This is a genomic window from Pseudoalteromonas xiamenensis (assembly GCF_030994125.1).
Lineage (GTDB): Bacteria > Pseudomonadota > Gammaproteobacteria > Enterobacterales > Alteromonadaceae > Pseudoalteromonas > Pseudoalteromonas xiamenensis_B.
This window is the reverse complement of sequence record NZ_CP099917.1, coordinates 1,513,710-1,527,534: the sequence shown is the minus strand read 5'-3', so window position 1 is coordinate 1,527,534 and position 13,825 is coordinate 1,513,710. Positions and strand designations below refer to the sequence as shown.

Annotated in this window: 12 protein-coding genes, 1 tRNA gene and 1 pseudogene; 10 read left to right on the top strand and 4 right to left on the bottom strand. The window is 42.8% G+C overall.

The genetic code is table 11. The annotated features are described in order from the left end of the window. Positions 1-13 precede the first annotated feature (13 nt). Together NI389_RS07050 and NI389_RS07045 are read left to right on the top strand one after the other, a co-directional pair. Positions 14-1,312 (top strand): adenylosuccinate synthase, encoded by a 1,299-nt coding sequence (locus tag NI389_RS07050; protein ID WP_308362179.1) that lies wholly within the window; start codon positions 14-16, stop codon positions 1,310-1,312. Between the two features lie 113 nt (positions 1,313-1,425). Next, positions 1,426-2,067 carry a tetratricopeptide repeat protein gene (locus NI389_RS07045; protein ID WP_308362178.1) on the top strand — a complete coding sequence of 214 codons (642 nt, stop codon included), beginning with the start codon at positions 1,426-1,428 and terminating at the stop codon, positions 2,065-2,067. A 102-nt stretch (positions 2,068-2,169) separates the two neighbouring features. Here NI389_RS07045 and NI389_RS07040 read toward each other — a convergent pair whose 3' ends face one another. After that, entirely contained in the window at positions 2,170-4,029 is a 1,860-nt protein-coding gene (locus tag NI389_RS07040; RefSeq protein WP_308362177.1) for a cation:proton antiporter, read from the bottom strand. A 579-nt stretch (positions 4,030-4,608) separates the two neighbouring features. Between NI389_RS07040 and proB the strand changes: the two are divergent. Continuing rightward, positions 4,609-5,711 (top strand): annotated as a pseudogene (gene proB / locus NI389_RS07035) (glutamate 5-kinase). A gap of 3 nt (positions 5,712-5,714) precedes the next feature. After that, positions 5,715-6,962 (top strand): glutamate-5-semialdehyde dehydrogenase, encoded by a 1,248-nt coding sequence (locus NI389_RS07030; protein WP_308362176.1) that lies wholly within the window; start codon positions 5,715-5,717, stop codon positions 6,960-6,962. Between the two features lie 137 nt (positions 6,963-7,099). On the opposite strand, the gene NI389_RS07025 is transcribed toward NI389_RS07030, so the two are convergent. Continuing rightward, positions 7,100-7,175 (bottom strand) — tRNA-Ala (locus tag NI389_RS07025). A 361-nt stretch (positions 7,176-7,536) separates the two neighbouring features. Here NI389_RS07025 and NI389_RS07020 point away from each other — a divergent pair. Together NI389_RS07020 and NI389_RS07015 are read left to right on the top strand one after the other, a co-directional pair. Then, entirely contained in the window at positions 7,537-7,941 is a 405-nt protein-coding gene (locus NI389_RS07020) for a hypothetical protein (RefSeq protein WP_308362175.1), read from the top strand. Continuing rightward, positions 7,934-8,464 carry a prolyl-tRNA synthetase associated domain-containing protein gene (locus NI389_RS07015; RefSeq protein WP_308362174.1) on the top strand — a complete coding sequence of 177 codons (531 nt, stop codon included), beginning with the start codon at positions 7,934-7,936 and terminating at the stop codon, positions 8,462-8,464. Before NI389_RS07020 ends, NI389_RS07015 begins: the two co-directional genes overlap by 8 nt. Positions 8,465-8,497: 33 nt before the next feature. Here NI389_RS07015 and NI389_RS07010 read toward each other — a convergent pair whose 3' ends face one another. Beyond that, on the bottom strand, positions 8,498-9,643 hold the full coding sequence (locus NI389_RS07010) for an MFS transporter (RefSeq protein ID WP_308362173.1): 1,146 nt from the start codon (positions 9,641-9,643) through the stop codon (positions 8,498-8,500). 195 nt (positions 9,644-9,838) lie between these two features. Here NI389_RS07010 and NI389_RS07005 point away from each other — a divergent pair, with 195 nt between their 5' ends. The 4 genes from NI389_RS07005 to NI389_RS06990 all read left to right on the top strand — a co-directional run bounded on the left by NI389_RS07005 (position 9,839) and on the right by NI389_RS06990 (position 12,888). After that, complete coding sequence (locus NI389_RS07005) at positions 9,839-10,378, top strand: DUF2058 domain-containing protein (RefSeq protein WP_308362172.1); 540 nt, start codon at positions 9,839-9,841, stop codon at positions 10,376-10,378. 101 nt (positions 10,379-10,479) lie between these two features. Next, positions 10,480-10,803 carry a c-type cytochrome gene (locus tag NI389_RS07000; protein ID WP_308362171.1) on the top strand — a complete coding sequence of 108 codons (324 nt, stop codon included), beginning with the start codon at positions 10,480-10,482 and terminating at the stop codon, positions 10,801-10,803. Between the two features lie 133 nt (positions 10,804-10,936). Beyond that, entirely contained in the window at positions 10,937-11,704 is a 768-nt protein-coding gene (locus tag NI389_RS06995) for a class II aldolase/adducin family protein (protein WP_308362170.1), read from the top strand. An 8-nt stretch (positions 11,705-11,712) separates the two neighbouring features. Then, on the top strand, positions 11,713-12,888 hold the full coding sequence (locus tag NI389_RS06990; protein WP_308362169.1) for a mandelate racemase/muconate lactonizing enzyme family protein: 1,176 nt from the start codon (positions 11,713-11,715) through the stop codon (positions 12,886-12,888). 42 nt (positions 12,889-12,930) lie between these two features. Here the strand turns inward: NI389_RS06990 and NI389_RS06985 are convergent, their stop codons facing one another. Next, the gene (locus tag NI389_RS06985) at positions 12,931-13,569 is read right to left on the bottom strand and encodes a hypothetical protein (protein WP_308362168.1); all 639 of its coding nucleotides are present in this window, start codon (positions 13,567-13,569) and stop codon (positions 12,931-12,933) included. Positions 13,570-13,825 lie beyond the last annotated feature (256 nt).

The following is a 13,825-nucleotide window of genomic DNA, read 5'->3' as shown; positions in this document are numbered from 1 at the left end:
AAGTGATTTTGCAATGGGTAAAAACGTCGTTGTATTAGGCACCCAATGGGGTGACGAAGGTAAAGGTAAGGTTGTTGACCTACTTACAGATAAAGCGTCTTATGTCGTTCGTTATCAAGGTGGTCATAACGCTGGCCATACACTAGTGATCAACGGAGAAAAGACGGTATTACATTTAATTCCATCTGGCGTTTTACGTGATAACGTAAAATGTATCATCGGCAACGGTGTAGTACTTGCACCAGACGCGTTGATGAAAGAGATTGGCATGCTAGAAGAGCGTGGCGTTCCAGTGCGTGAACGTTTGCTTATCAGTGAAGCCTGTCCGCTGATCCTGCCATACCATGTGGCATTGGATAAAGCGCGCGAATTAGCACGTGGCAATAAAGCAATCGGTACTACCGGTCGCGGTATCGGCCCTGCGTACGAAGACAAAGTTGCTCGTCGTGGCCTACGTGTTGGTGATTTGTTCAACCCAGAGCAATTCGCTACGAAACTAAAAGAAATTCTTGAGTTCCATAACTTCGCACTTGTTAACTACTACAAAGTAGATGCAGTTGATTTCCAAGAAACCTACGACCAAGCAATGGCTGTGGCTGACATTCTGAAATCAATGGTTGTTGACGTAACTGAGCTACTTGATACTGCTCGTAAAAATGGCGACAACTTATTGTTTGAAGGTGCGCAAGGTACATTACTTGATATCGACCACGGTACATACCCATACGTTACGTCTTCAAACACAACGGCTGGCGGTGTAGCAACAGGTTCTGGTTTTGGTCCTCTTTACCTAGACTATGTGTTAGGTATTGTTAAAGCATACACAACGCGTGTTGGTTCTGGTCCTTTCCCAACGGAGCTTAGCTGTGAAGTTGGTGAGCACTTAGGTGTTAAAGGCCATGAATTTGGTGCGACAACTGGTCGTAAGCGTCGCACAGGTTGGTTTGATGCGGTTGCAATGCGCCGTGCTATTCAAATCAACAGCATCACAGGTTTCTGTTTAACGAAACTTGATGTTCTTGACGGTCTTGAAACGATCAAAATCTGTACGGGCTACCAAATGGAAGACGGCACAGTAACAAACGTGTCTCCACTTGCCGCTGAAGGTTACGAGAAAGTAACTCCAGTTTACGAAGAAATGCCAGGTTGGAGCGAAAATACGTTTGGCGCAACGACAGTTGAGCAGCTTCCACAAGCGGCTATCAACTACATCAAACGTCTTGAAGAAATCACTGGTGTGCCAATTGATATCATTTCAACGGGCCCAGACCGCGTTGAGACGATGATCGTTCGCAACCCGTTCAGCGCATAAGTTGCGTTGAAAAGAAAAAAGCTGCTTCGGCAGCTTTTTTTGTGCCTGTTGGTATACTTTTTGTAGGTCAAACTGTAGTGAACAATTTAGAGTGTCAAAAAATAGGCGAGAACATGCAGAAAAAGCTAACGCGTGTTGGGTTGGTTGTATTGATTTGCAGCAGTGTCTTTGGTCATGCTTATGCCGAAGAAACAAAACCGTCTGATAACGAAGCTGTACCGCTTTATACGCAAGAAGAGTTGGTCAATCTCATCAATAAAAATGAGCATTTGAAGCGTGTCAAAGCGGACGAATGCCAGCTTGTCGACGATATTAAAGCGCGAGCAGAAGTAATGGCGTTGCCGAGCTATCAGTTTTTATATGGTGATATGCTGGCGTATGCCGTGTGTGTAGACCAAGACGTAGAACTTGGTGTTTATTACATGCGTCGAGCGGCAGAACAAGGTCTTGCCGCTGCGCTTGAGCAGCTCGGACGTTATTACGACACGGGCAAATTGGTGCAACAAGACAAAGCAATGGCAATTACTTACCTACGAGAAGCGGCCTCTCAAGGAAATTTAGCTGCGCAAATTCGATTTGTGAATTTACTCAATGATGGTCATGGGAGTCCTCGTGACTTTGAGGCGGCATATCGTTGGCTGTTTCAATCCATCGTTGCGGATAAAGGTATGCACAAAAAAGTGGAAGAGGCGCTTGCGAGATTAGCAATGAAAATGCCTGAAAGTGTCGTAAAACGAGCTCGTTTAGCAAATTAACTTTAGCACTATTTCATAAAAATTCAGTTCAAGATCCCAAGCAAAAAAGCGAGAACCTGTTCAGTTCTCGCTTTGTCATTTATTCAATGAGTGGGTAGCGTTTTATTTCGACGCTAATTTCTCGCCAATCGTCATATCCTTATTCGTGTTGCCACTTAATATCGTCATTTTCGGTGGCTGTAACGAAATAATCCGCTCTCCAACTTCAGGAGGCTTGTTCATGTCGGTAATAAATGGGCGGATACGTACCGTTTCATCTTCTTTTCGTTGCTCGGATAGGATGAAAAGGGGAATAGCTTCTTTATTGTTAGCCTGGAATTGCTCCCAACTAAATTCCTCTGAGATGCGCGTAGAGCTGACTTTGCCACCTTTGGCAATGATGCTCGACAATTTGGAATAGTTACCAAGATCACCAAACAGAATTTGACGAGATAAGAAAGTCGCGCTGTCCTTGTTCGCTTTTGCGTGGTTTGTTGACGATCGCAGAGAAAACACATTTTGGTCGCCAAGTAAGTGTGAGAAATATTGAACGCCGAGCGCGTTGTGGTGCCGGTTTGGTGATAGTGCTAGTACGGATTTTACCGAGGTGAGAGGTAAGTAACGCTCAGCATGCTCGGATTGAGGATTGCCGTAATAACAATTAAGTCCATCCATTCGAGCCATCTTGCAGTTTTCCCACGCAGGGTCAGATAAAAAGACGTCAATATTTTGTTCTTTGAGTCCAACAGCAATCGCACGCGCAACATGGTTTGCACCGATAATTAAGAAGGTGTTAGGTGCTGGTTGGCGAACACCCAGTAGCTTAGCAAGTGGTGTTGCTGTCAGACTTTGCGAGACGACCGTTACGATGATAACCGTAAAGATGAGTGGAACGATTTTATTGGCATCTGGAATTTGAGCTTCAACCATACTAAGCGCAAAAACCGATCCTACCGCTGCTGCCACAATCCCTCTTGGGGCTATCCAAGCAAGTACTAAACGTGATTTAAAAGGAAGTTCTGAACCATAGGTAGAAAGCGCGATACAAACCGGGCGAGCGATAAATAAAACGATGGCGAGGAATAAAAAGACTTTGAAATCTAGCAGCATGAGATCTGCAATTTGCAAACGCGCCGCAAGAAGGATAAACAACGTCGAAATCAGAATCATCGACAAATCTTCTTTGAATTCCAACACAGAATCGATTTCAAGGTCGTCTTGGTTAGCAAGCCAAATCCCATAAACGGTGACTGCCAATAGACCGGACTCTAACGCGAGATAATTCGAACCGGTAAATGACATTAAAACAAACGCAAGAATTGCAAACTTGTGTAATTCAAAAGGAAGCCATTCTTTGCGGATCATGTGGCTTGTCAGCCATCCCGATAAAACGCCAACAGAAAGGCCAACCGAAACTGTTTTAAATAACGCCATAAGCGTGTGGTTTACTATCCCTTCATCGCCCACCAACATTACAGCTTCGAACACGAGAACGGCAAAAAGCGCCCCGATAGGATCAATAACAATGCCTTCCCAGCGAAGCACTCTGTCAATATCTTTATTCGGTCGCATGGTGTTGAGCATCGGCGCGATAACAGTTGGGCCAGTGACAACTAATACAGCCCCAAGTACTGCGGCAACCCGCCAATCAAGCCCCAAAATACCGTAGGCACTTAGCCCTACAAGTACAAACGTGCTGAACATTCCAATAGAACAAAGGTTACGTACCACTTTGCCAATACCTTTTAATTCTTGGAAGTGTAAGGTCAATGAACCTTCGAAGAGAATGACTGCGACGGCTAACGACACAACAGGAAATAGGAGATCGCCAAGAAGCATATCGGGATCGAGTTGTCCGGTCATTGGGCCAAGAATAAGGCCGACCAGCAACAAAAACAAAATGGCTGGAACCTTGAAAAACCAAGCCATCCATTGAGCGAATACGGAACACATCGCAATTCCTGCGATATAGATCGCTGACATAAAATCTCCAGTAGTAGTAAAAAACGGTGAACTCTGGCTTATGAGAGTGTTATAACACAGATACTGACTTTGTATAGTGAATAAGGCGTTGAAATCCCAATACTATCAATAAACACGATAGTCGACATAGGGAATTAAAATGCAATCGACTTGAAATCAATATCTTATCGCGTTAAGGTAGAAAGGTAAGTTTGTTCTTACATCAGAAGTTCTACTCTTTTGCGTAATTTTTCATTGCGTTTCAAGTTATTTGAATCCCATCAAACCATGATGGTCCAATTCAAATCGACTAGATGCGAGTTATACGGCGTGTGCCACACTCAGCATCACAATCCAATTTATGATGTCTTTGGCGAAAGCCGCATTTGACAAAACTCTAGTCTGTTTTTCACTTTTCATCTTGAAAAGCGGTCCGCTTTTTCCATCGACGTCGTTCCTTATTTTACGCACGTTTAAAAGGGCATTATTTGTCTTAAACTATGTTGGGGCATTTCTTTGGCGTTGCGTATTTTGATTCGTCTGTCGTGTTGATGGAAATCGAATTATTTCCCATAGGGTGGCAATTCTTAGGAGGAAACTATGTCAAGTAAACCAACGGAGCGCTTGGTTTTAAAAATAGGTAGCGCGTTAATTGCACCAATGCAGGATGGTTGCCGTTCCGCCAATTTATTGCGAGTTGCGCAGTTTATCGTTGATGCGCGAGCTCAAGGCAAAGAAGTCATTTTAGTATCTTCAGGTGCAGTTGCGGCTGGATCGCACCATTTTTCGAATGAGGAACCCCATACAGTAACGGTTAAAAAAGCGATGGCTGCGGCAGGTCAAACAGCGATGATGTCGATGTGGGATCGCTTTTTTGATTTTCCATGTGCCCAGTTATTACTAACCCACGCTGACCTACGTCACAGAGAGCGCTACACCAGTATTCGTCAAACATTATTCACTTTACTCGAGCAAGGGATTTTACCTATTATCAATGAAAATGATGCCGTCACTAGTGATAATCTCAAGGTGGGTGACAACGATAACCTATCCGCAATGGTTGCAGCGGCGGCTGAAGCTAATACGTTAGTGATTTGTACGGATGTGGATGGGCTTTTCGATAAAAACCCACACACTCATGCTGACGCAAAGCTCGTTAAGGAAGTTCACCATATCGACTCGTCGATAATTGCCTCCTGTGAGGGACCGTCGAGCCGTGTTGGTACTGGTGGAATGAGAACCAAATTGGAGGCTGCAGAAAAGGCCACATCACATGGTATAACAACGTTTATCGTCAATGGTTTTAAAGATGAAACGTTCAAAGCGCTGATCTTAGGAGAAAATCCAGGAACGCAGTTGATGCCGTATGAAAAGCCCCTACAAGAGCCAATTCATTGGTTAACGCATACAGCGGCTGCGCAAGGTGAACTGATTGTGCAACCCGAAGCAATAGAAGAAGTAAGCGAAGGGGAAGTGGACTTCGCTGTGATGAAATTCAATCCGTGGAAGGGGACTTCTCAGCGGGTGAAACCATTTTAATCAAAGATGAACAAGGTAAGCCAATTGCTAAGGCGAAGTCGAATTACAGCAGTTGTTTGCTAAATTTCATTACCGAACATCAAGAGGGGCTGTTTACCTCACAAATGCAAGACAGCATCGGACCTATCATTTCACAGCAGGATATTGCCGTATTGGAGAAGTAAGACGTGAGTTTAATCAGAGAATTATCAAAAGGTGCTGCGAAAGCAGCTAAGAAACTAGCTTTGTTATCTACAGCACAAAAAAATCGAGTATTAAGCGCTATGGCGCAAGGACTACGTGAGCAGCAAGCCACCATCCTAGATGCAAATAAGCTTGATTTAGATGCTGCGCACAATGCTGGACTTTCGCCCGCAATGATAGACCGATTGACGCTTACACCCGATAGAATTGAGGCAATGGCACAAGGTATCGAGACCATCGTTTCGCTGCCCGATCCGGTTGGAGCGACACGAGAACTATGTACTCGCCCAAATGGCATCCGTATCCGAAAAATGCGCGTGCCGCTCGGTGTGGTGTGCATGATTTATGAGGCACGACCGAATGTTACTGCAGATGCTGGTGCTTTGTGTTTTAAGTCGGGTAATGGGGTTATTTTAAGAGGTGGTAAAGAGGCATTACAAAGTTCATTAGCAATTGCATCTGTTCTTCATCAAGTGCTTGAAACTCATGGCGTACCTAAAGATGTTATTACCGTTGTTCCAGATCCTGATAGAGCCTTGATGATGGAGCTGATGCAACAAAAAGACTACATCGACCTTATTATTCCCCGAGGCGGTGAAGGGCTAATCAATTTCGTTACGGAAAATAGTACGGTGCCGGTTATCCAGCATTTTAAAGGCGTATGTCATCTATATGTTGATAAAGAGGCTGATTTGGACGTTGCCCTTTCGCTTTTGCTTAACGGTAAAACACAGCGAACAGGGGTTTGCAATGCGCTGGAAGGGTTGTTAGTGCACAGTGAAATTGCCGCGGCCTTTTTACCGTTAGTGGCTCGTGCTTTGGCAGATAAACAGGTCAAAATTAATGCGTGCCAGAGGTCGTTTAGCTACTTTGAAAATGCGACCATTTTGGCTGATGACGAATTTGGCGAAGAGTATCTTAGCTTAGAAATAGCTGTACGTATCGTAGATGATTTTGACGCAGCATTAGACCACATTGATGCGTTCGGTAGTCATCATACTGAAGTGATTTGCACGACGAACGCACAAACAGGAGTATTGTTTCAACGTAGCGTCGATGCCTCTGTTGTTATGGTTAATGCCTCGTCTCGTTTTTCGGATGGTGGCGAGTTGGGGCTTGGTGCTGAAATTGGTATTGCAACGAGCAAACTTCACGCCTATGGACCAATGGGACTTGAATCGTTGACCACGGAAAAATATTTAGTCGATGGTGAAGGCCAAGTGAGAAGCTAATTTATGGCGTATTTGCAGTATCGGGGCGTTGCTTCGGTATTGCAAATGGCTGTAGCGATAAAAAATAAGCGTCTAAGAAAGATTAAATTTTTTACGGTGTTGAATTTAAAACTTAGAAGAGACTTTAGAGTGGAAAGTGGTGGAGCTAAGCAGGATCGAACTGCTGACCTCCTGCGTGCAAGGCAGGCGCTCTCCCAGCTGAGCTATAGCCCCACATTCCAGTCGGTGTTCTTTATAAGAATCACCTGAAGACGTTGCGCATTATAAGAATTTATCAAAAAGCGTCAAGCCCCTAAATTGAAAAAAGATTAATAATTTGAAAAATAGCGTTCTTTTGGTTGTTTAATCATCAAATTCGCCGTGCGCATTCCAATTTTTGAACCAAACTGACCGAGTTACGGACAAACAGATTAGGTTCTGTTTTATCCATGCGCCTTGATGGCGTTCATCACATTTTGCCCACGTTAAGGCAAACTTGTGTACAATGCATTGGATCAACATTAATCGTCTACTCCTTATGGCGATTGAAAAAGATAATATCTCTACAGTTTGGTAGCCAAATAAAGCGAAAATAATGAATAAGTTAGTTAAAACCATCCCTTTATTTTTAATTACTCTGATACTGAGTGCCTGCGCGGCGAAGCCTGAGGCGCCTAAATACCAAATAGAAAACGAAAAGTTTTATCAACGAGGTGTCGACGGTGGTCGTACCGAGTTTGTATTTATAGTCACTGTAGCGCCGACGCCCGCTTTTACCTTTGCGAATGGGCAGCCTTCAAATCAACGTGAAATGCGAGCCTTTATTGAGCATGAGCGTGTTGAAGATTCGCCTGCACTTAAAATTGAACTTGAAGACGAAGCTGTTCGTCGACTGAAGCATACTCTTCAAGATCGACAAATTTGTCGTCAGGGGCATAAGATCGACCAAGTGTTTTGGCGCGACCGCAGCGTACAACTGCGCGGTGGGTGCTATGAGTAGCACTCAAGCACCGCATGAGCAACACCCAAATCGTCTTTTACTTTCAAAGACACTCAATGCTCTTGGGATTGAGTGGTTATGCTATGAACATCCTCCACTCTATACGTGTGATGAAGCCGACGCATTAGGACTTAAACGAGACGGGACTCGCATTAAAAATTTATTCTTGCGGGATAACTATGGACGAGCGCATTTTCTATTGCTCACTCATGCTGAAACTCAAGTTGATTTGAAATCGTTGTCCCGCCAATTAAACGTATCACGGCTCGGATTTGCCTCATCAGAACGTCTAATGCGGTATCTTAAGGTGAAACCCGGGTGTGTATCTGGATTGTCACTATTCAACGATGAAAATCGTTCTGTGGAGCTTTGGATAGATCATGCCCTTTGGTGTGAAGCTGAATTGTGGCAATGTCATCCATTTGACAATCACTTAACTTGGGTTTTGAAAAAAGTAGATTTAGTCCGTTTTTGGACACATCTGGGTTACGAACCAAAGTTAATCGATCTACCAAGGTTTTAATTCCTTCCAACGCGTATGTCTGTATTGCGCACTTTACAGACTCGGCACGTTACCGGCTTTTTTGTTAACCTGTGTAATACACCACGTGCCTAACATACACACACATGTCAATGTTAGTAAAAAACCATGGGTACCGAGGTGCTCAAAAGCAAAACCAGGAAGAAATGAGCCGAGTGCACCACCGCTGTAATAAAAGGAGACGTAAGCGCCATTAGTCACTGTTGATGGAGCTTGGCTGAGGTGATTGGCAAATCCTGCGGCGGTTGTATGGATCATAAACATTGCCATACAGAATAAGGTAAATGCAGTGATAAAAAGCCAAAATGAAGGAAACTGCATGACCATTAGCGTTAGGACATAAAGAATAAAAATCCAGAAAATAAACACCGATGCACTGGGGCATTTTTTTACTATCCATGGGCTTGTCACACTGAGTGTTGCACCTGCTAAATAGCCGGTATAAACGAGACCGACATCTTTTGGATCGGTGATGGCATAAGTATCTTGCAAAATAAATGGTAAGAAATTCATTAATCCAGCAAAACAGAAGAACATACAAAAAACCGCAAGATAAAGTGAAATAAGTGCACGGTTTTTGAGAGGGCGCAAATAATCTTTCGGTGAGTTGGCGGCTTTTATTTGTGCTTGATGATTGGTCGGCTTGATTAAACAAGACAGTAATATGAGCAGCACCGCTATAACATAGTAAAAACTTTGCCAGTCGAGCATCGATGCGAAGCTGGCGGATAACACTCGACCTAGATACCCCCCAAGAATGGTACTACCGATATACAAACTCATGTTCTTTTGAAGCGTTGTACCTTGGTAACTCATACCAATGTAGCCTGTCATACTGGTTAACGCAGCCGGTAATAGCAAACCTTGAATAAATCGAAGCCATTGTAATAAATAAAAGCTATCCACGTGGACAAAGAGCAGACAGGAGAGAGCAAGCCCAACCATGGTCATTTTAAGAACGAATAATAGGTTTCGTTTTGCTAAAAAGAGCCCGTATACGATTGGCGCAATGGCTAGAGGCAGCATTGTGAGCGACATTAACGAGCCACTTTGTGCAGGCGAGACATTAAAGTCAGAACTGAAAAGAACTAATAGCGGCTGCGGTGCATAAAGTACAAAAAAAATGACAACCGAACATAGCAACAACAATACAAGAGGCATGAGGGACTCGGTGTTCTGATTTGCGCAATATCTTACCTAAATTCAAATTATTTCGCTTAGAAAATCTGATAAAATTTTGCGCTAAATCACAGAATTAAATGTAATAGCTGGTAGATTGAGAGGCGCTGCTACTTCTAATAATGAATCTGCCTGTTTACAATGTACGTATAAGCGAATACAGATTGGAGTATCACAATGGGTTCTCTTCAAGAACAATTATTGAAAGCTGGGCTAACTACAGCACACGATGCGCGAGTCGCGAAATCTGAAAAACGTAAACAGCAAAAGAAAAAGAAAAAAGGTGCAACGAGCGAACAAAGTGATTTGCAAAAGCACATCGAGCAAACGAAACTCGAGCAACAGAAAAAAGCGCAAGAACTGAATGAAGCTAAAAAGGCTGAGCTGAAAGACAAAGAGCAAGTAGCGCGAGCCAAGCAAATTCTTGAGCACCACAATCAAGAAGAAATTAAAGGCGATTCCGTCTTTAATTTTGCATACGACGGCAAAATTAAAGAGTTGGATGTCAATGAGGCTACACGTAAAGCACTTGCAAAAGGGCGTTTAGCAATTTGTGTGCTGGAAGGGGCGTTTTATGTTTTACCCGATGAGCCTGCACGAAAAATAGCTGAAATTGATCCAAGTTATATTGTAGTTCATGCGATTAACGAGAACGATAAGCCAGCGGAAGACGATCCTTATGCGGATTATGAAATTCCAGATGACTTGATGTGGTAGACACCTGAATTGCAGTTCCTAAAATGCTGATAAATAGCAAATTGGTATGCTTGGTCTACACTCAAACAGGATTTAACGTTAAACAATAAGAGATAGGAACAATGAGCAAGATTAAATATTTAGTACTTGGTACTGCACTTTCAATGTCTGCATTCGTTTCAACATCAAGCCAAGCGGCCGATGGTGCAGGTTTGTATACTGCAAAAATGTGTCAAACGTGCCACGGTGCGGAAGGTAAAGCGCCAATTATGGGCTCTTATCCAAAGCTTGCGGGTCAGAATAAAGATTACTTAGTCCAACAGATGAAAGACATAAAATCTGGCGCTCGAAATAACGGTATGGCAATGGCAATGAAAGCCATGGTTGCAAATGTTTCTGAAGAAGAAATGGCCGCGATTGCTGAATACCTATCACAATTAAAGTAGTCACAGCAGTGTAAATTAAAAAGAAAACCATCGCATAAGCGATGGTTTTTTTATCCAGAGATTGAAACGTAAACCTTTCTATTTTAGACTTCTAAACATCCATTTGGATGTGGAACACAGAAACGGAGTGATCATGTTTGAGCTGCCTAAATTTAGTCTTAAAGGCAAAGTAAGTGACGAAGAGTGGCAATTACGCGTAGACCTCGCTGCGTGTTATCGCTTAGTGGAGCATTTTCGATGGGGCGATTTGATCTATACCCATATGTCTGCACGTGTACCTGGAACAAACCAATACTTAGTCAATGCATTTGGGCTCAGCTTTGATGAGGTTACTGCGTCTAATCTAGTTAAAGTAGACCTCGATGGTAACATTCTGGAAGACTCTCCATATTCAATAAATCCAGCTGGTTTTACTATCCACAGCGCAATACATGAAGTTAGGGAAGATGCACATTGTGTAATTCACCTTCATACAAAAGAAACAATTGCCGTCGCTACGCTTGAATGTGGCTTATTACCACTGAGTCAGCACGCGATGTTTTCGCTACCGTCATTGTCCTATCACGGATATGAAGGTTTAGCGGTGAATGAAGCCGAAAAGGCTCGTCTACAATCGGATTTAGGTACGACAAATCACATGCTACTTGTGAATCATGGGGGGTTAACCGTAGGTCCTACTGTCGGTGATGCGTTTATGCGTTTTTATGATTTACAACGCGCTTGTGAAATTCAAGTGGCAATTCTGGCAACGGGTCAACCCGCGGTGCCGGTGCCTCAACCTATAATCGATAACATTTATAATCAAGCGAATGTGGTTCACAGTGGTAGTACAGGTGGCCAGCTTGCGTGGCCAGCCATGCTAAGAAAAGCGTATCGTTTAGACCCAAGCTTTGCTGAATAGGAGCAAACATGAAAGTAACTCGCGTCGAAGTTTTTGATATCCATTGTCCTGATAGACCTCAGTGGACACCCGTTTTTGTCCGTATTCATACTGATGAAGGTATCTCAGGAGTGGGTGAAGCCGGTCTTGCCTATGATTTAGGCCACAGTGCTGCAGCGGCGATGATTAAAGAAATGGCAGAAGCGTTTCTAATTGGCCATGACCCTTTTCAAACCGAGTTACTTTGGTCTCGTATGCTCCGTGAAAGTTTTTGGGGGTTAGGTGGGGGTCCAGTTATCTATTCAGCCATGAGTGCCATCGACACGGCGCTTTGGGACATTAAGGGTAAAGCCTTAAACCTACCAGTTTACCAACTATTAGGTGGTAAAGTGAACGATGAATTACGTACCTATGCATCACAGTTGCAGTTCGATTGGGGTCCTGAATTTAAGAAATTAATTCGTCCTGAAGAATACGCAGAAGCGGCGTTAAAAGCGATAGCAGATGGCTATGACGCTGTTAAAGTTGACCCAATCATGTACGACAAAGACGGTAATACTTACTACGATCGCACGAAGCTGATTTCACGTACAGAAATGAAGCTTTATCGTGCTCGTATGCAGGCTATCCGCGAAGCCGTTGGCGATGAAGTCGATATTATTTTTGAGTGCCACAGCCTTCCAGGTGCGACCTCGGCCATTCAAATAGGTGAGATTGCGGAAGAGTTCGATTGTATGTATTACGAAGAACCAGTGAATTACCTTAATCATTCGTTACACGATAAGGTGGCAAAAAAGGTCAATGTACCTCTAGCTGGTGGTGAGCGTTTGTATAACCGCTGGGCATTCCGTCCTTATTTTGAAGACCAAAGTATTGACGTATTACAACCCGACATTGGCTTATGCGGTGGTTTCACTGAAACGAAGAAAGTGTGTGATTACGCGGATATCTTTGATATTCGTATCCAAGCACACGTCTGCGGTGGTCCAGTTGCAACTGCTGCATCTTTGCACCTTGAATCTGCAATTCCTAACTTCTTGATTCATGAACATCACACGTATGCCATTAAAAAGTGGAACAGAGAACTTTGTATTCAAGATCCTCAACCTGTAAATGGTAAGTTTAAAGTGTCTGACTTACCGGGTATTGGTATTGAACTAAACGACGAAGTCGTCATGCGCTCACCGAGAGTTGAGATTAAATAGACAGATGTAAAAGAGCCGTCCTGAATGAGATGGCTCTTTACTTTAAGCTTCGTTGTTTCTGTTTTTAGGTTTTTTTAATGATGGTAGTTTTTTAAATCTTTCATCTTTATAACTATTAATTGTCAAATAAGTAAGGATAGTTGCATTGGTTGATAACACAAAATAGCCAACGATGTCGTATATGCTATAGAAAAACTTTATATCGTAACCCAACCCATTTCTTAAATAATTTTCTATTAACGAACAAAAAATCACGATTGATGACAGTAACAAGGTATATGGAAATACATTGTCAGCTATTGTGAGTTTTGGTTCGTAAAATGGCCATATCTTTGTTTGAAACTCAACTCTTAATACCATCGGGATAAGAGCGGCAAGATTTGATAAAAACTGAATACCAAAAATAACGGTATTTTGAAATAGTCGTTCTTCATCACTTGATTTTAAAGAAATTAAACCCGTGTCGAATATCATCATTTCTAGGAGTACGGGTATAAGGGCAATAAAGCTAATAAAAGTAGTATCTCTGTCCTTAAATTTTAGGCTGCATATAATTATGCAAAAAATAAATACAACATAAAATCTCAAGAAAAAAATTGGAAGATGTAAAAATGTGAACAGCAGGACACACGCAGAAACGCCCAGAAGTAAAATACTGTCTGGGCTTTTAAGATTAATCATCTAAGATTAACCATTGCTCTTTTTACTAGATACAAAAGGCTTGTCTGGTGGTACTACAATACCGCCACTTACTTTTTTACATACGTTAAGCGCTAATTGTTTCATGATCATATTCCTTATTTTAGTTCAATCTTCTAATTTGCTCTTAAGAGCATAGCGTTCCAGTACAAGCATACTACAATGGTTTTGCTATCCAACAAACTGTAAAATCGAGCTTGCTCAATTTCCCCAAGTCGGTAACTACTTTTTACCCCAC